Here is a 25,603-nt window from a genome sequence, read left to right on the forward strand (position 1 = left end):
ATCTGATAGGCGCTGTTATTTTAAACGGGGGACTGTCAGATTAAGTCTGATCTTCTACAGGTAATCCCAACTCTTTTCGTAATTAATTGTTTTTAATAAAAGGAAAACTACTCTTGTTTCATAAACTCCTCGTTAATTTCCACTTTGGCTTTATTACGTAATGCGGCTAAAACCGTATTATGCAACGCTGCTTGACGCGCTTGTTGCAACTGCATATTAAAAGCAGCCAATTGCTCGGCAGACAGTTTTCCATCTTCAACTTTCTGCAAGGCAACAATCACTATATCACCATTACCATCTCTGGCGACACCATAAGTGGCTTTATTATCCGTTGGTTTTGCCATTGCAAAAACTGCACTATTTAAAATCGGATCTTTGTTTTCCGCATAGACTAACGATTGAGGTTCGGAAAAATCAACAGCATTGTCTTGCATTGTTGCTGAAGACAATTCTTGAGCTAATTTTTGTACTTTTTCTAACACCAGAGCTTCCGCTTTTTGACGTTTCAGATAATTTTCAATATCTGCTTTTGCATCCTCAAAAGAACGAATGCCTTCCGGCTTATGATCCACCACGCGCACCACGATAGAATGCTGATCGCCTACGTTAATGGCTTCCGAATTTGTCCCACCTTGGGTAATATCCGAATCAAAAATAGTCGAAACTACATTGGTGTAATTTAACTCGGTAGGAATATTTTGACGTGAAAAATAGGCGGTTTCTTGCATATTCACACCTACCGCTTTCGCTGCATTTTCTAAGCTATCCGGATTTTCAAAGGCTTTCTCGTTTACTTGTTTTTCCAATGCATAAAACGCATTTACCGCTAACTCATTACGAATTTTTGCCGCAATTTCATTTTTCACTTCATCTAACGAGCGTACTTTTTCATCTTCCAATTTGATAATGTGATACGCATTATCCACTTTCACCGGTTGGCTGTATTGCCCAACATCAAGTTTACTTGCCGCGGCTTCAAATTTCGGCGGCATCATACCCGGTGTCACCCAATCCAAATCCCCACCGTTGGCAGCGGAAATTTTATCAGTCGAATATAATTTCGCCAATTGGGTGAACGATTCGCCTTTTTGCAAATCCGCATAAAGGGTCTGCGCTTCTTGTTCGGTTGGCACTTGAATATGCGCCAAACGTTGCGACATATATTGCGCTTTATTATCTTGATAATATTGTGAAATCTCAACATCAGTCACATTAAGGTTTTTTTCCGCTAAAGTACGCGTTAAATCAATATATTGCACTTTCACTAACTCCGGCGCAGCAAAAGCAGATTGATTTTCTTTATAATAGGTTTGCATCTCCTGCTCGCTTACCGTTTGTTTGGTAATTTCATCAGCGAGTGGGAATGTGGCTAAACGCACTTCGCGACGTTGGAAAAATAATTTAGCTAACGCCTCCGCTTGTATCGGCACTATAAAATCAGAGGAAACTAATCCCGCTTGCAATTGCTCAAGGCGCAGGGCTTCGCGAACCAATGCCGCATATGAATCAGAACTAATTCCATTTACCGCCAACATTTGTTGATATAAATTGTTATTAAATTTTCCGTCGGTTTGTAATGATGGCATAGAAACAATTTCTTGTTTAATTTGTGTATCACTAATACCCAGTTTTAGATCTTCGCTATATTGGCGTAATAATTCTTGATCGATTAAACGATTTAAAATATTTTTACGCAAACCATTGATAAACTCAGGCGAATCCGCCACTGCGGCAAATTGCGCACCAAATTGTTGGCTTAATGCTTGATATTCATTATTGTATTGCTGCAAAAACATTTGCTGCGGAATTTCCACTCCGTTTACCTTTGCTGCCGACGTATCCACTTGAGTAAACATATAGCCGGCAACGCCGCTTAGCACAAAAGAAACCCCGATAAGTACCATTATCAGCTTCCAAATAATGCCATTTGACGCCGCATGAAATTTTTCCATTAACATTGAATTTATTCCTGTAATAGTGAGAATTAAAACCCATTATCGGTAGTGTAAACTCTTCGCTACCGCAAATCTTTTTGATTATAATAGAAAATTTACGTCTTCGCACCATGAAAAACACGGAAAAAACGAAAATAAGCCGGATTTGTCCCCGGCTTATAAAATAACGTAAAAATTGACCGCACTTTTGCTAGTTAACCGCCCTTGAGGTAGTGCTTGCTTTTCGACTGCGCGTGCTTTTCACTTTATTTAACGGTTTATGCTTCACAAACTCAATTCCTTCCGGCGGATTTTCCAATGCGATACTTAACACTTCATCAATGCTTTCTACAGCGTGAATACTTAAATGATTTTTCGCATTTTCCGGGATTTCTTCCAAATCTTTCACATTATCTTTTGGGATAATCACGGTCTTAATGCCGCCACGGTGTGCCGCCAGCAATTTTTCTTTCAGCCCGCCAATCGGCAACACTTTCCCGCGTAAGCTGATTTCACCGGTCATTGCCACTTCGGATCTCACCGGATTTCCGGTTAAACAAGACACCAAGGCGGTACACATTGCGATCCCGGCGCTTGGTCCGTCTTTGGGCGTCGCCCCATCCGGCACATGAATATGAATATCGCGTTTTTCGTGGAAATCAGCGGCAATCCCTAATTTTTCCGCTCTGGCGCGTACAACAGTCATTGCTGCTTGGATACTTTCTTTCATCACATCTCCTAAGGAGCCGGTGAAGGTCAATTTACCTTTGCCGAGAACAGAGGCTGTTTCAATAGTCAGTAAGTCGCCGCCCACTTCTGTCCATGCTAAACCGGTTACTTCACCCACGCGATTTTGTGTATCTGCACGCCCGAACTCAAAGCGTTTTACGCCAAGATAATCATGTAAATTCTCTGTATTAACAGTTATGGATTGTAATTTGCTATTAAGTAGCAAGTTTTTTACGGCTTTACGACAAATTTTGGAAATTTCTCGCTCCAAACCTCGCACACCGGCTTCACGTGTGTAATAACGGATAATGTCTAAAATCGCGCTATCTTCAATCACTAATTCACCGGCTTTCAACCCGTTACGTTCAATTTGTTTTGCCAATAAATGACGAGTAGCGATATTCAATTTTTCATCTTCCGTATAACCGGATAGACGGATAACCTCCATTCGATCTAACAATGGTCCCAGAATTTTCATGGAATTGGACGTTGCCACAAACATCACATCCGATAAATCATAATCCACTTCCAAGTAGTGATCATTAAAACGAGTATTTTGTTCCGGATCCAACACTTCCAACAACGCAGATGCCGGATCGCCACGCATATCGGAAGACATCTTGTCGATTTCATCCAACAAAAATAACGGATTTTTTACACCGACTTTCGCCATTTTTTGGATCAATTTCCCCGGCAATGAACCAATATAGGTTTTACGATGTCCGCGAATTTCCGCCTCATCACGCACACCACCCAACGCCATACGCACATATTTTCGTCCGGTAGCATTTGCAATGGATTGTCCCAACGAGGTTTTTCCCACCCCCGGCGGTCCCACTAAACACAAAATCGGACCTTTAATTTGATTTAAGCGGCTTTGCACCGCGAGATATTCCAAAATACGCTCTTTCACGCGTTCTAAACCATAATGATCAGTTTCTAAAACTTCCTGTGCTTTCGCAATATCTTTTTTCACTTTAGTGCGTTTATGCCAAGGTACTTGTACCATCCAATCAATATAACTACGCACCACGGTTGCTTCTGCCGACATTGGCGACATCATTTTCAGTTTTTGCAATTCCGCTTCCGCTTTTTCGCGCGCTTCCGTTGGCATTCTGGCTTCTTCAATTTTTTTACGCAACTGCTCGACTTCGTCAATGGCGTTATCATTCTCACCTAATTCTTTTTGGATGGCTTTAATTTGCTCATTCAAATAATAATCGCGCTGGCTTTTCTCCATTTGTTTTTTCACGCGACCGCGAATACGCTTTTCGATTTGTAGCAAATCCGCTTCAGTTTCCATCAAACCAAGCAAATATTCAAAACGCGATGCCACGTTAGCTTCTTCCAATAAAATTTGTTTTTGCGCAACCGCTACCGGCAAATGTGCCGCCAAGGTGTCACCTAAACGTTCTGCATCATCAATGCGTTGCAACGCCGGCAAAATATCCGGCTGCACTTTTTTGTTTAAATTGGCATATTTTTCAAACTCAGAAAGCACCGCATTTCTCACGACATCCAATTCTTTTTCATCACCACTCAAGCTGTCAATCGGTAACACTTCCGCGCTAAAAAACTCCCCGGTATCTTGCAATGAAAGAATGTTGGCGCGTTGCTGACCTTCCACCAACACTTTAACCGTACCATCCGGCAATTTTAATAATTGAATGATATTCGCGATCGTCCCGACATCATACACATCATCAACTGTCGGTTCTTCTAAATCCGCTTGCCGCTGCGCCACTAATAATAATTGTCTACCGCTTTCCAGCGCCTCATCCAGGCTACGAATGGATTTTGCTCGTCCGACAAATAATGGCATTACCATAAAAGGAAACACTACCACATCACGCAATGGTAGAACCGGAATTGTTTGTGTTTCAGTTCGTTTTGCGTTCATCTCTCATCTACTCTCTCTCTAAAAATTGGGATTAAGCTGTAATATTGGGGTGAAAGGCTAAAATTCAAGGGAAAATAAAAAAGTGCGGTCAAAAATGAGCTGTCCAGGAAAGTGAACTGGTTATTCAAAGAGCTGATTTTGGTATTTTATCTATCGAAAAAATGAAAATAACGATATGTGAAAAAAGCTTTTCGTCATGTTTGAATGAGAAACACACGATTTGCTATTAAATGTTAGGCTGTATTTGGTCATAAAAACCTGTAGAAGATTAAACTTAATTTGAATTCCCCGTTTAAAATAGCAGAGGGCGGTCAGGTTAATTTAAGCTTAAATTCTTTTCTGCCCAAATGCGTTTTCCTTCAACTAATGTCTCCATGGCGATCTTTTACAGTACATTTTTCCTTGATGGGTGAGATGACGGTTATAATACATTAACCATTCATCCAAGTCAGATTACCATGATTAAATCCTATAAATCCGCTTTCTGAACGCCACTAGGTAGAACTACTGCAAAATCGTTTTGTGAAACGTTCACAGATGACGTTTGTGAGCGAGCAGGGGAGGTGTAGACTTCTCCTGCTCCTTGAGTGTGGTTAAAACTTAAAAACGGTAATTAACGTTTAACACAAACGTCCGCCCTCGAGAATAATTATTGAGCGTCGTCATTTGCCCCAAATCTTCGCCCATAATAAATTGACTTTGCGATGCGGAATCATTATTGGCATCCAACGGGTTGATGTATTTTTTATCAAACGCATTTTGAATTTCGCCTTTAATGGTGAGATTTTCGGTCGGCTGAAAAATCGCATAAAAATCAAAGATCATTGGTTGTGCTTTGACTTCTTCCGTACCGCTGATACGCATCCAACCATTGACTTTCATCCCTTTTGGTTTATATACATCGGAAACAATCACATCACCTTCACTTTTATCTAATTGTGCACGTTTGAATTTGCCGTAGTATTTTGCTATCGTTCCAAGAGTTAATTTTCCATCGAATAATCTTGTGCCAATATCCAATGAAGCGTAATCTTTGGGTAAAACCGAGACTTTACTTAATCCGAATCCTTGTAAATACACACCACTTGATGAAATGGCATTTACTTTAGCACTAGAATCTGAGAATGAACTCGGTTGATTACTTTTTTGTCTGGCGTAAGCAAGATTGACATAGAACCAACCGATATCGTAATTGACCTCCAATTCGATGCCTTTTAGGGTTACCACGCCGTTTCCGTCAAGAGGGACACTTGTATTTCCTTGTGTTCCATTGCCTTTGAATTTTGTCATGCCACCGGCATAATTGAAATGAGTAATATGCGGAAAGCAGTCGTTAATATTGTATCCGTTACATTCCCGTTTTGCATTGAGAATATAGTCGTGAATTTTGGTTTGATAAGCGAGAACTTTAAAACCAAGCATATCCCAATCGCTGAAAATACCCTCTTTATGTCCGTTAATACCGAATTGGACGGTTTTGGCTTTTTCCGATTTTAAATCGGTGCGGACCGCTAAATCGCCGATTTCTGAAAAATACATTTCCTTGATATTCGGTACACGGTGGGTTTTAGAATAGGTTACGAATGGGGAAAAGAGCGGGTGAAAATCCGCATAAAGTGAGAAAGAATAATTGGTATGGGTGCGAGAACCGCCTCTTTTTCGTTCGTAATCTTGCAATGGGCAGTAGATATCTACATAACTTTTTCTAAAATCGCTTTTATATTTGCCAAATTCGCTATAACAATGCTCAATATGATTATTTAATAAATATTCAGCCCCATATTTGTTTACAAAATCTTCAGAGGTTGAATTTGTCCAAACATCGGCATTATGATATTTCATATCAGTCTTTTTCCAACTGTCTTGATAGTATTTATTGCGATGAAATGTTGTACCGCTGTATTTATAAAATTGACGGTTTACATTGGCTCGTAAGGTATAAATATCGTATGTAAGGGTTTGGTCCAAATAAAAGGTTCTAAAACGCTGTTTACCGTCCGGTTGGAAAGTATTGGATTTTGTGCTGTGGTAATCACACACCAGCCAACCTTTTGATTCGTCGTCATCATTATATAGACCGTAGGGGCGGGGTGGACAATCTGCAATGCTGTTTGGTTCACCGTGGGCAAAATTATAGGCTAATTCACGAGGGTGACGGTTTTTGCTGTATTCATTGACGAGAAAATTACTGCCGAGGGTAACTTCATAAGTTAATTTTTCACTCAGTGGGGTACTGAAATTCACATTTAAATTTAATGTTTGAGATTTATTTTTACTGATTAACACGTCGGTTAATGCTTTGCTGTTGTAAAATGCCCCTTTTTGATAGTTTTGTTTAGATGTGTTATCCGCTAAAATAGCATTAAAATGGAGGTTTTCTTTCGGCGTATAGGTATAATTGAGTTGGTAATTTCGGTTATCAAGATTTCGACCTGAAAGTGCGGTAGAAAGCGAGCGAAAAGACAGTACTGCCTGATTTTTTTCATCTTTAAATTCCAATTTGGCAAGATGGCTTTTGGGATGTTGGGTTAGTTGGGAAGGATCATAGGGTTGACGTTCATATCTCTCAATGGCATTGGTGACACAGTCACTGGGGAACGCCATTCCTGTACAGCTTTTTTTCGCCAAAATTCTCACGTCTTCTTTATCTACGTCACGAATATTAACTCCTCCCCCGACTTTAAAATCTTGGGATATTTTACGCCAACTGTAAGCGTACATTGCACCGATAGTTGCCGTATCGGAAAGGGCATATTTTCCCGCAAGGGCAACCATATAGTTCGGACCGATACTGTTTGTACCGCCACCGCTGTTAAGCATTACGCCGACATTTTGCCCTTCATTTAATACATCATCGACACCGATAGTGCGGAAATTTGCGGAGCCGATTAACGCATTTGAACCGTTTTGACCGCCGGAACCACGATGAATATCCACAGAGGCAATAAAAGCAGGATCAATTTGAGCTCCGAATTGTGATGTCCCGCCCGATTTTTTACTGTTATCTCCCGATGTGGCAAAAAAGGTTTGCGAAACGCCGTCGATCATTGTATCAACCCGCCCAAATCCCGTCTGACCGCGTAAATTCACAGAAATTGCACCGGATGATTTATCTAAATTTGTAAAAGCACCGGGAACACTGCGGATAATATCGTCAATGGATTGGGTTGCAGTTGAAATATTATCCCGTACACTCACCGCTTCGGCTTTTTTAAATACATCTTGTTTTGGTGGGATTTTATATTCAATATTAATTTGTTCCAATGTTTCTTCTGCGTAAGCTAAGGTACTCAGAACAGACAGTGCAACCATAGTTAATTTATAGTGCTTTGCCATAAAAATTCCTCTGATTTAAGTAAGGTACGTTGAAATTCGATTTAATAATGATTTTTACGATAAGATAAGCAGGTAAAGTATCATTTACATAACATGATTTTGAGCGTATCACTCTATATTAAAAATTGCGATTAATCAATAATGAGAATTGTTTTTATTTAAAAAATAGGCGGAAAGTCACCGCACTTTTACATCACTCAGAGGATATTGTCGTATAGTCTAATGCAAATTTTGCTAAATGGTAGAGTGAATCTATAAATAATTCAAAAAAATAAAGCGGAGAAATCTCCGCATTGGACTAATGAGTGAGAACGGCGGTAAAACGCCCTTGGGGAGCGAGGACGGTTTTTGCCGCATTATCCACATTTTGTTTTGTTACAATGTGATCAAATTGTTCATACAGGTAGATCCATTTTGGACTGTTATCAAGGCGATAGCTTTGTTCGATGCGATCGGAAACAAACAATAATGAGTCAAACTGTTGCTTGATTTGCGTTTTCTTCTCGGCGGCTTTTTTCGCAATTAACGCCGGATCAATCCCATTATTCGCCATATCGTCTAAAATGCGGTGTGTCATCTCGAGAAGATAATTGGTGCGTTTCGGATCGCAACTGAAGGTGATTTTCCCTTCAATTTGCGGGGTAAACGGATCTTGGGTAATCCAAGTTCCGACCGAATAAATCCCACTTTCTTTTTCACGCAGGGAAAGACGTAATTTTTCTTCGATAACATCTGCCAACACATCAAGTACATAAAGATTTTCAGGTTGTACTTTTGCTTTTGCGGTTAAATGAATTTCCACTTCCGAGCGGGGTTCTTTTAAACCGGTCATACGAAAAGTCTGTGTCGGTACGGCAACATTAACGGGATAAACCGATCGCACTTGCGATTTAACATCAAGATTGGCTAAATAACGGCGTGCCAAATTGACAACTTGAGTTTCTTTGATGTCGCCGATAATAAAATAAGTAAAATCCGTTTTACCGTTGATAGTCTTATGATAGAGCTCGGCAAGCTGACGAGGATCGGCATTGAGAATTTGCGATAAATTTTGTGTGTAAGCCGTTTCGGTATTAGGATAGCGTAATTTTGCAATATGTCGCATAAAAGCCGTTTCTTTATCCATATTGTTGAAATAGTCTATGGTTTCTTGACGGTATTTTTCCCAAACTTGTGGTGAAATAGTCGCACTTTGCAGTTTTAAGCGGAATAATTTGAGCAAAATTTCCAATTCTTCCCCTCTTCCTATGCCGACAAATCCTTGTTGGGTATCGTCAACCAAGGTGGAAAAAACCACTTGATGATCCGCCAAAAGACGTTTGATGTCCGATTGTGGGATGGTGCCGATACCGGTTTCATCTACAAGGGTTGCCGCTGTGCGAAGTCGGTGATAATTCGCTTTTGCAACGGAACGTAGACCTCCCGATGTCAAGGCTTTAAAATGAACCTGTCCCGGCTGTTTGTCGGAATAGTGGTAAATCAGGCGACTTCCGTTTTCCAAACGAAATTCGCTGATATTGCCTTTCTTATGGTGTTTTACTTTGATAACGTCTTTTTCGGGAAGATCAAAAATCGGCAAAGATTTGACCGCACTTTCACGCTCTGTTGTAGCGAGAAGCTTGTTTTTATCGTTATGATTTGATAATGCGGATTGTTGTTGTATTTGCCATTGTTTTTCGAGATCCTTTATATTGAAATCTAAAGCTTTGGCTGGGTGGGGTTGGGTAATAAGTAACAATTTGCTGTCCAATGACGTGAGTTTTTTGATGTATTGATTCACTTCTTCCAAGGTAATATTGGATAAAATTCGGGTATTCAGGCGATATTTTTGGTCGGGGCTGAGAATTGCCGATTGATTGGCAACAAAGGGAATAAAATCGTTTGCCAGTTTTAGGCTACCGGCTTGAATATTCAATTGTTTTTGATTCAGTTTTTTTAGGCGTTGAATTTCGGCATTGAATTCCTCTTGTTGAAATCCCTGTGTATTAAGTTGTGCAATAAATTGGAATAAGGCATCAACGGTGTTTTTATAATCCGGTTTTGACAATTGCAAAGAGTATAGGGTTTGCAATGTTGATTTACCGAGATAGTTTTGATAAAAATTTGCAGAATCCACCGCATTTTGTGTTTGTTCCCATTGTTGTAATCTTAAATTGATTAATCTTATCAACAGCTGCTGAATAAATTCTTTTCGATATCCTTCAACTGTGTCTTCGGGGAAACTGTCTTGCAAAAAGCTCAATTCGATCGTCGCAGTATGTATTCCCGCTTCAGATAAAGTTTCCAACCGCCAACCTTTTTTCAAAGGGATGCGATAGTCAGGATGGATAAGAGGCGTGTTTTTTTTCGAGTGATTTAATTTTTTTCAATCAGGGTTTTGATCACATTTGTATCAACATCGCCCACCACAATTAATGCCATATTGTCGGGACGATACCATTTTTGATAAAAGTCTTTCACCCGTTTGTCACTGACATTTTTGATGACATTGACATCACCGATAGGATCTCTTAACACATAGCGTGAACCCGCCATTTCAAAGGCACTCTTCTTATCCCCTAAACGTAGCATTGGGCTTAATCTTGCCCGCCATTCTTCCAGCACAATTCCTCTTTCAGCATCAAGATCTTGGGGTAAAATCGTCAAGTGATTCATCCATTCATTGATGACGTCAAACGCCAGTGCTAATTTTTGCGGATCATTGCGGGATAAATTTAGGGTATAAACCGTATTTTCAAAATCGGTAAAGGCATTAATATCCCGTGCAAATTTCATTCCCAATGTTTCCAAGGCTTGAATGACCGTATTTTCCGGGAAGCGTTTTGTACCGTTAAACGCCATATGTTCCACAATGTGTGCCACCCCGCGTTGATCTTCATCTTCATTCATTGAGCCGGCGTTCACCACTAAGCGAATATAAAGACGATCTTTGGGGTGACGATTTGTCAAAAGGTAATAACGTAACCCGTTGTCTAATGTTCCCCGTTCGATATTGGGATCAAAAGGTAGCGGCGTATTCGGCGAAAGCGATGATCCCGCACAAGACATCAGTAAAAAAAACGATAAAAAAGCAAGCAGGCGATTGAGCAGATGCATAAAATTCCTCAAAAAACGACCGCAGTTTCCTGCGGTCAATGATGATTATTTGTTAAAAATGATAGCCGATTTCCAGCCAGAACTCCCGTCCCGGTGTAAATATGCCGTATTCTTCTTGTGTAGAGATCATATGCCGTGTTTTTTGACGTACTTGATTTAACACATTCAAAATATCTAACTGTAAATAAGCAGTGTGCGTACCGATCAAAGGTAACGTTTTACGCAACGACATATCCCATTGAAAATGTGTACCGTAATCAAAACTGCGGTAACGGCTTGGTGTATCGTCTTCGACATTACTGATCTCTTCGTATCCTTTTACCGGTGCTTTAAGTTGGAGGCGATTTGACCAAGTAAATTGCCAGTCGGGTATCGCCATATCCAAACCGACACGTGCGATCCAATCCTCCGTTGAACTGTTCACTTTTTTCCGCATTTCTTGGCGGGTCATCAATTTACCGTCGAGATAAACCGGTTCAAACGGATTGAGAGCCTTGTCTAAGTCGGCACGTTTGGTATCTAAATAATCAAAACCGACATAGGTTGTCCATTGGGTTTTTCTCCATTGCCAAGGTTCAAGTTGATTGACTTGAAGGGTATAAACATTAACACCGTAATTATTAGCGTTGATGTAGTAGGTTTTTCGGGTGTCATTGTCCTTTTTCAACATAATACGGTTTTTGTTTTGGCGATGAATATAATTTAATTTCAAATCGAGATTGTTAACCTGTTGTTGAAACCCGATGCTTAATTCATCAGCATAAGGGGTTTTTAAATGTTGAAATTCTTGATGTTGACGACTGTTATCCTGATTCAGCTTCAGGATTTTATTGGTTAATTTCAAGGATGAGAAGGAACGACCGTAGTAACGGTTTAATCCGAAGGTAAAATAGCCTGCTTCCCAAGGATTAAGACGGGTAACAAAACGAGGAGAAATATTGGTATTTTTCAAATAATCATCACGTTCAACCCTCAATCCCGGACGAAAATTCCAACGACCGATTTGGATTAAATCTTCCACATAGAGGGCAACATTTTGGTAGCGGGTTGTCACATTGCCTTTTGAGGCGTTTAGAGAGGGAATTTTCATTGGCTCTTCATCACCTGTTACCATATTAATATTTCCCGATACATCTTGAGGACGGGAAAAACGGTATTGGGAAGCTTGATATATTCCCCCCACAGAAAGAGAATGATTTGCTCCGGCGAAATCAAAGGGATTAAATGCATATTCCGTTGAAAAATGCAGATTGTCTTGTGTTAATTTGCTGTTTCCGTAACCACCTTTTTCATAGGAATAAAGTGGCTCATAATCTTCACTACTAACGGAATAAATATCCACGTGCGAACTGTTTGATTTTCGTTTGTCGATAAAATGATCATAAGCAAGGGTATTGGTCAGCACACCTGAAGAAAACGAATGAACCCACGCTAATGTTGCACCGTAAGCATTGTGATAGTCGCCTAAGTTATTATTAATATTTTCGCCATAATATTTTTCTTCTTTGTAGCGAGAATAACGAAAACCGAGTTCAAAACGGTTGGTTTCATTCGGTGTATAGTTCAAATTCAGTAAGGCAGTGTCGGAAAGTCGGCGGTGGTTTTGACGATCCAAACGGGGTTCAATGCTTGATGACGAATCTTTTTGATGCCCAATCAGGCGGTTTTGTTCAATGCGGCTCATACGGCGACTGAATCCGAACACAGCCCCTAGATTTTCTGTCAGGCCGCGTTCCACCATCAAAGAGAAAAAGTCTTTATGATAATTGGGTTGAAATTCGGCATCACCGGTATTGTTAGGGCGAACTTTCTGTAGAATGCGTTTACTTTGAGCATCACTTTTCATTTCAGCCCAATGGGAATTGGTGGCGCGGTATTTGAGCAAAGTGCGGTCGGTTCCGTCATATTGTTTGGTTTTGGCGACAACAGCTCCCCCCATAAAACCGCCTAAACTGGCAGAAATATTATGATCATGCACCTCCACGGCAGATAACATTGACGCATCGAAAAAATAAGCCTGTGTATGACTGATACCAGGCACAACCTGCATTGAACCATCGAAGATTTCATTGTCCACAGTTAAGTCATTGTTCACATTAACATTGTCAACAAAGTAAGCGGTTTGGTTAAAATCTGCTCCGTTAATGGAGATATTTTCTGGTTTTATTTCACCTCGGGTAAATCCGTTCCGGTCGCTATTTTCATAACGGATATGAGGATTGGTGGAGAGGTAATCGGAAATATTTCCATTGGTAGAGGGGGATTTTGCCATTTCCTGTTGAGATATGGTTTGGATTGAGGAAAGCTCGCTGTTCTGATCACCGTAAACCACGATTTCAGGCAGCTTTTCCTGTGTTTTTATTTGCTGTGCCTGTGCATATCCTGCGGATAAAGCATAACTGACAAGCACCGTTGACAGTGTAAAAGAAAAATTTTTCATTTTTATACCAATATTGAAAATAAGAATAATTATCTTTATTTATTTTAAACTATCCCCTGAATGGGGTAAAGTATTTTTTCATTTTAGGGTATAAGTGAGAGAAAATGAAAAGGGCGGATAGCCCTAATCTACTAGGGCGAGATGAAGTAATTCAGGCACACTACATTGGCGTTCAGGTTCGGCTTTGAGTTTTGCCATGACGATTTTACGTAATTTGCCTTTAAAGGTGGATTTGCTATCAGAATAAGTAAAATTAGGCGTGTCGTATTCCGCTAATTTAGGACGACTTTTTACATATAAAGTGAGACTAACTTTGGGGACGGAGCATTTTTGACAGCACTTTTTATTTATATTATTCCTCTGTGATTATCAATTCTTTCAAATATTGGAAGATTTCACGATAGGCTTTAGGTGCTTTGTTTTGTTCTTTTTCTTTTTGGGCATTGCGAATTAAATTGCGTAGATATTGGCGATCTGCCTGTGGGTAATCGTTGAGTAGTTCGCTTAATAAATCATCGCCTTTTTCTATTAATTTGTCGCGTAGGTGTTCCAATTTGTGGAGCATGGCTTGTTGTTGCGCGTGTTTATTTTCGATTTTATCCAAGGCTTCTTGGATAGGATCGGCATCGATATTGCGCAATAATTTACCGATATATTGTAATTGGCGGCGACGTGCTTCTTTTTGTAGGCGTTGTGCTAATTTGATTGCGTCTAATAAGTTTTCCTCTAACGGAATTTTTTTTAGATGCGTGTCATTTAACTCTACCAGTTTTTCACCGAGTTTTTTAAGGGCTTGTGCATCGCGTTTTATTTCACTTTTACTAACCCAAATAATTTCTTCTTGTTCTTCATTTTCCCAATCAAAAGCTTCTTTTTTACGTTTTGCCATAGGTTATCCTTTTGTTTGCTATTACTTTTTATCCGGCTATTTTAGCACAGTAATTCGTGTTGCTGAAAATAAATGCGGAAAGATTGAGGAGGCGTTAGCGGGTTGGCTGAAAATGCGGTAAAATGCGCGCTATGAACGATTTAGTCAAGGAAATTATATGGAAATTCAACAAAATAGTACCGCACTTTTAAAGCATCAGGAACGAGAATTGCGTGACGCTGTGAGTTATGCGGTTGAGATTGCAACATATGCCGGAGCGTCGGCGGAAGTGGCGGTGACGAAAGTGAGCGGTTTATCGGTTTCGGCACGTTTGCAAGAAGTGGAGAATGTCGAGTTTAATAATGATGGAGCATTGGGAATTTCTGTGTATGTCGGGCAGCAAAAAGGCAACGCTTCAACCTCGGATTTAAGCCCGGCGGCAATTAAAAGTGCGGTGGAATCAGCGTTAGCGATTGCTAAATATACTTCGCCGGATGATTGCGCCGGATTGGCAGATCGTGAATTGATGGCATTTGAGGCGCTAGATTTGGATTTATATCATCCTGCGGAAGTGGATGTAGATCAGGCGATAAAACTTGCTTTGGAAACGGAAAAAGCCGCGCTGGATTATGATGAGAAAATTGTTAATAGCGAAGGAGCGGCATTTAATTCTCATACCGGCATTCGGGTTTATGGCAATAGCTACGGGATGCTGCAAAGTTATTTATCCAGTCGTTATTCACTTTCTTGCTCGGTGATCGCGGGTAAAGATGAGCAACTGGAACGCGATTATGAATATACAATTTCGCGTGATGTTAAGCGTTTGAAAAGCGGAAGTTGGGTTGGGCAACGTTGTGCTAAGAAAACGTTAGAGCGTTTGCAACCGCAAAAAATGGCAACTCAAGAAGTGCCGGTGGTGTTTTTGAATGATGTGGCAACGGGCATTATTAGTCATCTGGCAGCGGCAATTAGCGGTGGTAGCTTGTATCGTAAGTCGAGTTTTTTATTGGATCATTTGGGTAAACAAATTTTGCCGGATTGGTTTGCGATTAGTGAACGTCCACATTTAATCGGGCAGTTAGCGTCGTCGCCTTTTGATAGCGAGGGCGTACGTACGGTGTCGCGTGAGATTATTGAAGAGGGAGTGTTACAAACCTATTTATTGACCGGTTATAGTGGCAAAAAACTGGGAATGCCAAGCACCGGACACGCCGGCGGGATCCACAATTGGCTGGTGAAACCAAATTTAAGTGGTGGATTGACCGCACTTTTGCGTGAAATGGGAACTGGTTTGTTAGTGACGGATTTGATGGGGCAAGGGGTAAATTTGGTTACCGGCGATTATTCACGCGGTGCGAGTGGTTTTTGGGTGGAAAACGGAGAAATTCAATATCCGGTTGCCGAGATTACCGTTGCGGGAGAATTGAAAAACATGTTTAGTCAAATTGTGGCAGTGAGTGACGATATTGAGGCTCGTTCGAATATTCAAACAGGGTCTATTTTGCTGGAAAACATGAAAGTTTCGGGTAATTAAATAAATGCAAATAATTCTCATTGACAATCATTCCAGGCCTGGATAGAATAGTGTGGCTTGTTACATTGCCGACCGAGGAAAAGAATTTTTTGTCTCTGTAGCAAAGTACACCAAACAAGTAGAGTAGAAAGTAAATTCGTTAGGGTATTTAAAGGCTGAGGTTTATACTTCAGCCTTTTTTTTGCTACAATAGGCGCCGATTAGCTAAACCTGATATTGAAAGGTCATTTATAATGAAAAAACATTCTGTAGATATTTTAATTTCCGAACAAGATGTTCGTTCTCGTATTCAATCTCTTGGTGCGGAAATTACTCAATTTTACCAACATAAAAAAATAGATAAATTAATTGTTGTTGGACTGTTGCGCGGTTCTTTTATGTTTATGGCGGATTTAGTTCGCGAGATTAAGTTGTCGGTGGAAATTGAATTTATGACGACAGCAAGTTATGGCAGCGGTATGACGAGCAATCATGATGTGAAAATCAGTAAAGATTTGGAAGGCGATATTCGTAATGAACATGTGTTGATTGTGGAGGATATTATTGATACGGGTTATACCTTGCAAAAAGTGCGTGAGATCTTATTATTACGGGATCCTGCGTCGTTGGTAATTTGTACTTTATTAGATAAACCTTCTCGGCGTGAAGTGGAAGTGCCTGTAAATTGGGTGGGCTTCACTATTCCTGACGAATTTGTGGTGGGTTACGGGATTGATTATGCGCAGCGCTATCGTAATTTAGGCTATATCGGAAAAGTGATTTTGCCGGAATAATTGCATTTTTCAAGTTGTGAGACATTTAACAGAAAGCTTGCCAATCAAATAGCAAGCTTTTTTATATTTTATGTTACGGGCAATGAAAAACCACTTTAATGGTGGTTTTAGACATTAGTTGGCGGCATTATTTTGTTTGGATGCCAGTCTCACTAAACCAACATCACAACTTTTAATTTGTGTCGCTAATTCCATTTCCAGAATTTGCTGTTTGCTTTGGTTTAACTTACTTTTAATTTTATTTAACTGGGTATGGGTACCCGGTTGTTTTTCAGCTTCTGCAATTAAACTCTCGGTTGCTTTGAACAATTGTTCACATTGTTGAGGCAGTGTGACAACGGTATTATTTTGCATTAGCTGTGCCTTTGTGGATTCCGCTTTTGCAACGGCGGGTTCGCCTCCTACCACTGCTAAAATACCCGTGGCAACAACGAAAGCAAAAGTTGTTATTTTATTTATAAACACCCTATCACCTTTACATAAAATATTAAACAAAAATAAGCGCAAAGAAAATTAGCAGAATATCGGTATGATGTCTAGTGCTTAAGCCGGTTTTATTCAAAAATTGTGAGCCTGGGAATAATGAATGTTGTGAAAATGTTAATAAAATTCATAATTTGATTAATATCAATAGATATGATGATAAACCTTTAGGATTATTTTTGATTTAAATCTAAAAAATGTGATCTGTCTGTCATTTTTGCTATTTTTTATCCTTACTTTTAGTAGTAGAATACACAGTGATCACGGATTATTTTTATAATGATTAACTTATATACTGGTGTTTCGTTAGTGATGATTGTGAAAATAATTCGGTCACTTGACCTTAAGATAAGAGATATCTTAGAGAAGGTAATATGGGGTGATTACTTAGTAATCATAATTGAAAAACTTGTAGCATTTACAAGGAGTCGAGATGTTAGACGTTGTTGAACTCTCTAGATTGCAGTTTGCATTAACTGCATTGTACCACTTTTTGTTTGTGCCGTTGACATTAGGGCTAACCATGATTCTTGTGATTATGGAAACGCTTTATGTTACTACGGGCAAGGAAGTGTATAAAGATATGACAAAATTCTGGGGTAAATTATTTGGTATTAACTTTGCTTTAGGGGTAACTACCGGTATTACAATGGAATTTCAGTTTGGTACAAACTGGTCATATTATTCTCATTATGTAGGTGACATTTTTGGTGCACCGCTTGCTATTGAAGCTCTGTTGGCATTCTTCTTGGAATCAACTTTCGTCGGATTATTTTTCTTTGGTTGGGATCGCTTATCAAAAGGTAAACATTTACTAACAACTTATTGTGTGGCATTCGGTTCCAATTTATCCGCAATGTGGATTTTGGTTGCTAATGGTTGGATGCAATATCCTGCGGGTTCGGAATTTAACTTTGAAACCATGCGGATGGAAATGAACAGTTTCTTAGATCTTTGGTTAAATCCGGTGGCACAAAGTAAATTTTTACACACTTTATCAGCAGGTTATGTTACAGCAGCTTGTTTTGTGTTAGGTATCAGTGCATATTATATTTTAAAAGGGCGTGATATCGGGTTTGCAAAACGTTCTTTTTCTGTTGCTTCCGTTTTTGGTATCGTAGCGGTATTTAGTGTATTGATTATGGGAGATGAATCCGGTTATGAAATTGGTCAAACCCAACCGGTAAAACTTGCCGCAATGGAAGGTGAATGGCATACTCAATCAGCACCGGCAAATTGGAACGCGATTGTTTTAACAAATGAGGCAGAACGACGCAATGATTTTGCTTTACAGGTTCCGTATGCTGCCGGATTAATTGTAACTCGTTCTTTAGATAAAACATTCTTAGGCATTAATGACTTACAACAAATTAATGAAGGTCGTGTTCGTAACGGTATCGTCGCTTATAGTTTATTGCAACAATTAAAGGTAGAAAAAAAACAAAACGGTCAGGTTAGCGAAGAAACTAAAGCGCAATTTAATGCGGTAAAAACAGATTTAGGTTTTGGCTTGCTATTAAAACGCTATACAGATAATGTGGTTGATGCAACTGAAGAGCAAATTAAAGCAGCTGCGACAGATACAATTCCGTATGTAGGACCAACATTCTGGTCGTTCCGTATTATGATGCTCGCCGGCGGAATAATTTTCCTTATGCTCATAGCCGCATTTGTTCAAAATGTGCGTAAAACAGTGGGACGCAGCTCGTTATTACTAAAACTATTATTGTGGGGCATTCCGTTACCGTGGATTGCAGCTGAAAGTGGCTGGTTCTTGGCTGAATATGGTCGTCAACCTTGGGCTATTTATGATGTTTTGCCGGTTGGTGTTGCGGCTTCTAATTTAACGACAGGTGATCTTTGGTTCTCTATTTGTTTAATCTGTGCGTTATACACTATCTTCCTTGTAGTAGAAATGTATTTAATGTTTAAATATGGTCGATTGGGACCAAGCTCATTAAAAACAGGTCGCTACTATTTTGAGCAATCGTCTAAATAAGCAGGAGCCTAACTATGATTGATTATGAATTTCTACGTTTTATTTGGTGGATCTTAGTCGGTGTATTGCTTATTGGTTTTGCAGTAACTGATGGATTTGATATGGGGGTTTTAACTTTATTACCGTTTGTTGGTAAAAAAGATGTGGAAAGACGCATCATGATTAACTCTATCGCGCCGCACTGGGATGGAAATCAAGTTTGGTTATTAACCGCTGGTGGTGCAATGTTTGCTGCATGGCCGATTGTTTATGCTGCCTCTTTCTCTGGTTTTTATATTGCGATGATCCTTGTGCTTGCCGCCTTGTTTTTCCGTCCGGTAGGGTTAGAATATCGTGCTAAAATTGATAATCCAACGTGGCGTAAAGTATGGGACTGGGGGTTATTTATTGGTGGTTTTGTCCCTTCATTAGTGTTTGGTGTTGCCTTCGGTAATTTATTGCAAGGTGTTCCTTTTGAATTTAATGAACTAATGCAAGTGACTTACACTGGTTCATTCTTTGAATTGTTAAATCCGTTTGCCTTACTTTGCGGTTTGATAAGTTTGTCTATGTTGACGACTCAAGGCGGAGCATGGCTACAAATGAAAACCACTGCAGATTTACGTGATCGTGCTCGCTTGATCACTCAAGTGGGTGCCTTGGTGACCTTAATCACTTTTGTATTAGCCGGCGTATGGTTATATTTCGAAGACGGTTTTGTTGTCACTAGTGTCCTTGATCACAGCGCACCAGCCTCACCTTTGGGTAAAGAAGTAGCGATTCAAGCAGGCGCATGGTTTAACAATTACAATGAAATGCCGGTATTGTGGATCTTTCCAGCCTTGGCAGTTGTTGGTGCATTGTTGAATATTTTAGCATCTAAAGCCAACCGCAATGGGTTTGCTTTCTTCTTCTCATCATTAACTATGGCGGGGATTATTCTAACCTGTGGTATTGCCATGTTCCCATTTGTGATGCCATCTATTACTCATCCTGAAATGAGCTTGTTAATGTGGGATGCTACATCAAGTCAATGGACATTGACCTTGATGTTAGGCTTTGCTTTAGTTTTCGTTGTGATCTTATTGGCTTACACTATTTGGTCATATGCGAAAATGTTCGGTCGCCTTGACAGTGAATTTATTGAAGAAAACAAAAACTCATTATACTAGTTCATGAAGTAAGGAGATAAATTATGTTTTATGTATTATGGATAGTGGGTGTTTTGTTCACCATCATGTTAAGTGTCGTAATTACTATCGGTATTGAAAAAACCGGTAAATTTGATGAGTAAGTTGATGATCAATTCACTATACCAATTTACAAATAAGGGCTCTTGGCGAGCCCTTTCATGTATCCTGGCGCTTGTTTTAACGTTCAGTTTGTTTTTTAACGTCAACGGTTTTGCCGGCACATTGCGATCTTTCTCACCTTATTTAATTATACTGGGGATGTGGGCGATTATTACATTATGGATCCATGGTATGGGCTTTGTCATTAGAAAGCTACTGTGGAAAGCCTGTTTCTTACCGTTATTGAGTTATGTTATTTTGCTAATTATCGCATTATCGTCGTTGATTTAAACTTGATTTTAAACCCTAAAAAATTTTTTAAATTTAACCGCACTTTAGGGCTTGCGCATCCCAGTATGTCGCTCTAAAATACGCCAATTTTCTCTCTTAAATCAATATGGAAAATTAGTCAGGCAATATGCATAAATGAATATCTTTACGTATCCTATTCGAGTATATTATGAAGACACTGATGCCGGCGGTGTTGTTTATCATGCGCGTTATTTGCATTTTTTTGAACGGGCAAGAACGGAATATTTACGTCAGTTGGGTTTTTCGCAACAAATGCTGTTAGCAGAAATACAACTGGCGTTTGTGGTCAAAACCATGGAAATAGATTATTGCTATCCGGCGCGATTAGACGATTTATTGCTTGTAGAAACTCTTGTCGAAAAAGTAAAAGGGGTGACAATTCAGTTTGTGCAAACTTTAAAGCGAAATGAAACGATTTTATGCAAGAGCACGGTAAAAGTGGCTTGTGTGGATCTAGGTAAAATGAAGCCGGTAGCAATTCCCGCGGGAATTAAAGCGGCATTTCAAACAAAATAATTGTTTATAAATTTCTCGGAGTAACGTAATGACCACTGAATTGAACTTTTTGGAATTATTTCTGAAAGCCAGCATTGTTGTTCAAATTGTAATCTTAATTTTGATCTCGTTCTCGATTATTTCGTGGGCAATCATTATCCAGCGTAGTCGTATTTTAACCAAGGCGCTAAAAGAATCTTCTACTTTTGAGGATCGTTTCTGGTCTGGTGAAGATCTCAATAAATTATACGAAGGATTAGATAATCGTCGTGAAACCTTAACTGGTAGTGAACAAATTTTCTTTGTCGGCTTTAAAGAATTTTCCCGTCTTAAACAAGCCAACCCGGAAGCACCGGAGGCGATTATTCAAGGAGCATCACGTGCTATGAATTTGGCGATGAACCGTGAAATTGAAGATTTAGAAACTCGCGTTCCGTTTTTAGCAACCGTTGCGTCAATTAGTCCGTATATCGGTTTGTTTGGCACTGTATGGGGAATTATGCATGCCTTTATGGCGTTAAGTGGCGCTAAACAAGCGACCTTACAAATGGTAGCGCCCGGAATTGCAGAAGCCTTGATTGCGACCGCTATCGGTTTGTTTGCGGCAATTCCAGCTGTGATGGCGTATAACCGTTTAAGTTTACGCGTCAACAAGTTAGAGCAAAACTATGGCAATTTTATTGATGAATTTACTACGATTTTGCATCGTCAAGTATTTGGTAAATCACAACAAAACTAATGTATTTTTGACCGCACTTTTAAAGTGCGGTTACTTTTGAAAGAATTTTTAGAGGCAAGTATGTCTTATCGTCATAAACGTCGTGATATTAAATCAGAGATTAATATTATTCCTTTTTTAGATGTATTATTGGTGTTGTTGTTGATTTTTATGGCAACGGCGCCGATTATCAGCCAAAGTGTTCAGGTAGAATTGCCGGATGCGGTAGATAGTCAAAATGTACCTAATGAAGATAAAATGCCGGTGATTTTAGAGGTTTCCGGAATTGGGCAATATACGCTTTCTATTGGCGGGGAGCGTAGCGAAGGGTTGACTGAAGAAATGGTAACTGCCATATCTAAACAAGAATTTGAAAAAGATAATGATACTATGTTTTTAGTCGGAGGAGCTAAAGATGTTCCTTATGAAGAAGTGATTAAGGCATTGAATTTATTACATCTTGCGGGTATTAAATCTGTTGGATTGATGACTAATCCAATTTAATTAAGTAGGTAATATTGTGCAGAATAATCGACAAAAAAAAGGTGTAGATGCATTTCTGATTTCGATCATCATGCATATTATCTTGTTTGCTTTGTTGATATTAAGCTCTCTTTATCAACGGGTTGAAATTATGGGCGGTGGCGAAAGTGACGGTGACGTGCTGGGGGCAGTGATGGTAGATACCGGATCGGCAGCACAAGAGTGGGGACGTTTGCAACAACAGAAAAAAGGGCAAACGGATAAACCGAAAAAAGTGGGACCTGTACCTGAACCGGTAGAAGAACCGCAACCTGCTCAAGTGCAGTTGGAAGAACAACGCCAACAAGCATTAGAGCGTCAACAAGCATTAGAGCGTCAACAGGCGATAGAGCGACAAAAACAATTAGAAAAACAAAAAGAACAAGAGCGCCAACAAAAAATTGCTGAACAACAGAAAAAACAGCAAGAAGAAAAAGCCGGACAAGAAGCCTTAGAGAAACAAAAACAAGCGGAAGAAGCCGTGAAATTGAAAGCCGATGCGGAAGCGAAACGTTTAGCCGCAGCAGCAAAGCAGGCGGAAGAGGAAGAGAAAGCAAAAGCGGCGGAAGCTAAAGCGGAAGCGAAGGCAAAGGCAGAAGCAGAGGCGAAAGCTAAAGCGGAAGCGAAGGAAAAAGCGGCAGCAGAAGCGAAAGCCAAGGCAGAAGCGAAAGCCAAGGCAGAAGCAGAGGCGAAAGCTAAAGCGGAAGCGAAGGCAAAGGCAGAAGCAGAGGCGAAAGCTAAAGCGGAAGCGAAGGCAAAGGCAGAAGCAGAGGCGAAAGCTAAAGCGGAAGCGAAGGAAAAAGCGGCAGCAGAAGCGAAAGCCAAGGCAGAAGCCAAAGCAAAAGCAGAAGCGAAAGCCAAGGCAGAAGCCAAAGCAAAAGCAGATGCGAAAGAAAAACGTAAAGCGGAACAGGCAGCATTAGACGACTTCTTAAATGGTGGCGATATTGGTGGTAGTGCTTCCAAAGGTAGTAATGCGAATAAGCAAGGTAGTCAAGGTAGCGGGGCTAGCTTGGGCGCCGGAGATGGAGGCAAAGTTGGCGATCAATATGCCGGTGTGATCAAGAAAGAAATTCAACGTCGTTTCTTGAAAGATCCAAGTTTTGCAGGTAAAGTTTGTCGTATTAGAATTCAATTGGAGAGAGACGGAACGATATCTGGTTATCAGAAAGTTTCCGGTTCAGATGATATTTGTACGGCGGCATTAAGTGCGGTAGCGAGAACGAAAAAAGTTCCGGCGGCGCCTTCAGATGCGGTTTATAATAAGTATAAATCACCAATTATTGATTTTGATATTCGGTAAACGGTGAATTTTAGGAAAGTAAATCAACCTAGGGTAAAAAGGTAAACATAATGAAATTAATTATTCGCATGATTGGTTTTATCTCTATGTTGTTTGTGTTGTTGACGCAAACTGCATTGGCGGAGGATGAAGTTCGCATTGTTATTGACGAAGGTGTTGATAGCGCACGCCCAATTGCGGTCGTTCCGTTTAAATGGAATGGTCCGGGTTCTGCTCCGGCAGATGTAGCTGATATTGTAGCGGCAGATTTGCGCAATAGCGGTAAATTTAATCCGATCGCGGTCGATCGTATGCCACAACAGCCCACTTCTGCAACTGAAGTGACACCGGATGTCTGGTCTTCTTTGGGAGTTGATGCTATCGTGGTGGGACAAGTAACTCCATCCGGTAGTGGTTATAATATTGCTTACCAGTTAGTGGATACCATTGGCGCTTCAGGCAATGCCGGTGCGGTATTAAGTCAAAATCAATATACCGTAACACCCCAATGGGTTCGTTATGGTGCGCATACTGTGAGTGATGAGGTATTTGAAAAATTGACTGCGATCCGTGGTGCATTTAGAACTCGTATTGCTTATGTTGTACAAAAAAATGGCGGTTCGCAACCCTATGAAGTGCGAGTCGCCGACTATGATGGACATAATCAATTTATCGTGGCTCGAAGTTCTCAACCGTTAATGTCTCCGGCTTGGTCAGCGGATGGCAAAAAATTAGCCTACGTTTCTTTCGAGAATAAGAAGTCGCAATTAGTGGTACATGATTTAGCTTCCGGTTCACGTAAAGTGGTTGCTTCATTCCCTGGACATAACGGGGCGCCTGCCTTTTCTCCGGATGGGTCGAGATTAGCCTTTGCGAACTCTAAAGACGGTGTGCTAAATATTTATGTGATGAATTTAGGAAATGAGCAAATACTACAGCTTACTGGTGGTGCTGGTAATAATACAGAGCCGAGCTGGTCACCGGATGGTCGTTCTATTGTGTTCACATCCGATAGAAGCGGTTCACCGCAAGTTTATCAAATGAGTGCATCAGGCGGTAGTGCTTCATTAGTAAGCTCTGGCGGTAGCAGTTATAGTGGGCAAATTTCTGCTGATGGTAGTACGTTAATCATGATTGCAGGTGATCATATTATGAAAAAAGATTTAGTTTCAGGTTCAACTGAGATGCTAAGTTCGACATTCCTTGATGAAAGTCCGAGTATTTCACCAAATGGAATTATGATTATTTATAGCTCTACACAAGGCTTGGGAAAGGTGCTACAATTGGTTTCCGCGGACGGTCGGTTTAAAGCCCGTCTTCCAGGAAGTGATGGACAAGTTAAATTTCCAGCTTGGTCACCATATTTGAGTAAAAATTAGGAGAGGTTAATGAAAAACTTTGCTAAATTATTAGTAGTGGCAGGCTCTGTAGCGGTATTAGCAGCTTGTGGTTCAAACAAAACTGAAGATAGCTCTGCAAACGCAAATGGTCAAACATTTGGTGCTGCAGGTTATTCTGTTCAGGATTTGCAACAACGTTACAACACTGTGTATTTCGGTTTCGATAAATTCAGTATTGAAGGCGAATATGAGCAAATCTTAGATGCTCACGCGGCATACTTAAACGCAACTCCAGCTTCAAAAGTTATTGTTGAAGGTAACACTGACGAACGTGGTACCCCGGAGTATAACATTGCTTTAGGTCAACGTCGTGCAGATGCAGTTAAAAACTTCTTATCAGCCAAAGGTGTTCAAGCGGGTCAAGTTTCAACTGTTTCTTACGGTGAAGAAAAACCGGCTGAGTTAGGGCATGATGAAGCTGCATATTCTAAAAACCGTCGTGCGGTGCTAGCATACTATTAAAAATTAGTGTAAATTAGATAAGCCGGACTAATTGTGTCCGGTTTTTTGT

At 40.2% G+C, this 25,603-nt stretch carries 18 protein-coding genes and 1 pseudogene; 12 read left to right on the forward strand and 7 right to left on the reverse strand.

The window, feature by feature from the left end:
* Window positions 1-107 precede the first annotated feature (107 nt).
* From ppiD to yjgA, 6 genes and pseudogenes are all read right to left on the reverse strand, one after another.
* A complete protein-coding gene (gene ppiD, locus CFY87_RS06935) occupies window positions 108-1,958 on the reverse strand; it encodes a peptidylprolyl isomerase (protein WP_094946503.1) in 1,851 nt (616 codons plus the stop codon).
* 187 nt (window positions 1,959-2,145) lie between these two features.
* Window positions 2,146-4,563 (reverse strand): endopeptidase La, encoded by a 2,418-nt coding sequence (gene lon / locus CFY87_RS06940; protein ID WP_094946504.1) that lies wholly within the window; start codon window positions 4,561-4,563, stop codon window positions 2,146-2,148.
* 600 nt (window positions 4,564-5,163) lie between these two features.
* Window positions 5,164-7,899 carry a TonB-dependent receptor domain-containing protein gene (locus CFY87_RS06950; protein WP_094946505.1) on the reverse strand — a complete coding sequence of 912 codons (2,736 nt, stop codon included), beginning with the start codon at window positions 7,897-7,899 and terminating at the stop codon, window positions 5,164-5,166.
* Window positions 7,900-8,197: 298 nt separating this feature from the next.
* Window positions 8,198-10,995: pseudogene (locus tag CFY87_RS06955) on the reverse strand (M16 family metallopeptidase).
* A 52-nt stretch (window positions 10,996-11,047) separates the two neighbouring features.
* On the reverse strand, window positions 11,048-13,435 hold the full coding sequence (locus CFY87_RS06960) for a TonB-dependent receptor plug domain-containing protein (RefSeq protein WP_094946506.1): 2,388 nt from the start codon (window positions 13,433-13,435) through the stop codon (window positions 11,048-11,050).
* 352 nt (window positions 13,436-13,787) lie between these two features.
* Window positions 13,788-14,324, reverse strand: a complete 537-nt coding sequence (gene yjgA / locus CFY87_RS06965; RefSeq protein WP_094946507.1) for a ribosome biogenesis factor YjgA — start codon at window positions 14,322-14,324, stop codon at window positions 13,788-13,790.
* 157 nt (window positions 14,325-14,481) lie between these two features.
* Between yjgA and pmbA the strand changes: the two genes are divergently transcribed.
* Both pmbA and hpt read left to right on the forward strand, forming a co-directional pair.
* Window positions 14,482-15,837, forward strand: coding sequence for a metalloprotease PmbA (gene pmbA, locus CFY87_RS06970; RefSeq protein WP_094946508.1), 1,356 nt, complete (start codon window positions 14,482-14,484; stop codon window positions 15,835-15,837).
* 233 nt (window positions 15,838-16,070) lie between these two features.
* The gene (gene hpt / locus CFY87_RS06975; RefSeq protein ID WP_094946509.1) at window positions 16,071-16,610 is read left to right on the forward strand and encodes a hypoxanthine phosphoribosyltransferase; all 540 of its coding nucleotides are present in this window, start codon (window positions 16,071-16,073) and stop codon (window positions 16,608-16,610) included.
* Between the two features lie 114 nt (window positions 16,611-16,724).
* Here hpt and CFY87_RS06980 read toward each other — a convergent pair whose 3' ends face one another.
* Complete coding sequence (locus tag CFY87_RS06980; RefSeq protein WP_236757389.1) at window positions 16,725-16,964, reverse strand: DUF5339 domain-containing protein; 240 nt, start codon at window positions 16,962-16,964, stop codon at window positions 16,725-16,727.
* A gap of 562 nt (window positions 16,965-17,526) precedes the next feature.
* Between CFY87_RS06980 and CFY87_RS06985 the strand changes: the two genes are divergently transcribed.
* The 10 genes from CFY87_RS06985 to pal all read left to right on the forward strand — a co-directional run bounded on the left by CFY87_RS06985 (window position 17,527) and on the right by pal (window position 25,554).
* Window positions 17,527-19,092 (forward strand): cytochrome ubiquinol oxidase subunit I, encoded by a 1,566-nt coding sequence (locus CFY87_RS06985; protein ID WP_094946510.1) that lies wholly within the window; start codon window positions 17,527-17,529, stop codon window positions 19,090-19,092.
* Between the two features lie 14 nt (window positions 19,093-19,106).
* The gene (cydB, locus tag CFY87_RS06990; protein WP_094946511.1) at window positions 19,107-20,243 is read left to right on the forward strand and encodes a cytochrome d ubiquinol oxidase subunit II; all 1,137 of its coding nucleotides are present in this window, start codon (window positions 19,107-19,109) and stop codon (window positions 20,241-20,243) included.
* Window positions 20,244-20,266: 23 nt separating this feature from the next.
* Window positions 20,267-20,365 (forward strand): cytochrome bd oxidase small subunit, CydX/CbdX family, encoded by a 99-nt coding sequence (locus CFY87_RS06995; protein ID WP_094946512.1) that lies wholly within the window; start codon window positions 20,267-20,269, stop codon window positions 20,363-20,365.
* A 4-nt stretch (window positions 20,366-20,369) separates the two neighbouring features.
* The gene (ybgE, locus tag CFY87_RS07000) at window positions 20,370-20,654 is read left to right on the forward strand and encodes a cyd operon protein YbgE (RefSeq protein ID WP_094946602.1); all 285 of its coding nucleotides are present in this window, start codon (window positions 20,370-20,372) and stop codon (window positions 20,652-20,654) included.
* A 135-nt stretch (window positions 20,655-20,789) separates the two neighbouring features.
* A complete protein-coding gene (gene ybgC / locus CFY87_RS07005; RefSeq protein WP_094946513.1) occupies window positions 20,790-21,191 on the forward strand; it encodes a tol-pal system-associated acyl-CoA thioesterase in 402 nt (133 codons plus the stop codon).
* 28 nt (window positions 21,192-21,219) lie between these two features.
* Window positions 21,220-21,909 carry a protein TolQ gene (gene tolQ / locus CFY87_RS07010; RefSeq protein ID WP_094946514.1) on the forward strand — a complete coding sequence of 230 codons (690 nt, stop codon included), beginning with the start codon at window positions 21,220-21,222 and terminating at the stop codon, window positions 21,907-21,909.
* A gap of 60 nt (window positions 21,910-21,969) precedes the next feature.
* Window positions 21,970-22,392, forward strand: a complete 423-nt coding sequence (tolR, locus tag CFY87_RS07015) for a colicin uptake protein TolR (RefSeq protein ID WP_094946515.1) — start codon at window positions 21,970-21,972, stop codon at window positions 22,390-22,392.
* Between the two features lie 16 nt (window positions 22,393-22,408).
* Window positions 22,409-23,713 carry a cell envelope integrity protein TolA gene (gene tolA / locus CFY87_RS07020; RefSeq protein ID WP_094946516.1) on the forward strand — a complete coding sequence of 435 codons (1,305 nt, stop codon included), beginning with the start codon at window positions 22,409-22,411 and terminating at the stop codon, window positions 23,711-23,713.
* A gap of 50 nt (window positions 23,714-23,763) precedes the next feature.
* A complete protein-coding gene (gene tolB / locus CFY87_RS07025) occupies window positions 23,764-25,071 on the forward strand; it encodes a Tol-Pal system beta propeller repeat protein TolB (RefSeq protein WP_094946517.1) in 1,308 nt (435 codons plus the stop codon).
* A 9-nt stretch (window positions 25,072-25,080) separates the two neighbouring features.
* Window positions 25,081-25,554: a peptidoglycan-associated lipoprotein Pal gene (gene pal / locus CFY87_RS07030; RefSeq protein WP_094946518.1), complete on the forward strand. Its 474-nt coding sequence runs from the start codon at window positions 25,081-25,083 to the stop codon at window positions 25,552-25,554.
* The last annotated feature ends 49 nt before the right edge of the window (window positions 25,555-25,603 follow it).

Origin of the sequence: Actinobacillus seminis, from assembly GCF_002263215.1 — a bacterium.
Taxonomy (GTDB): Bacteria; Pseudomonadota; Gammaproteobacteria; order Enterobacterales; family Pasteurellaceae; genus Actinobacillus_B; species Actinobacillus_B seminis.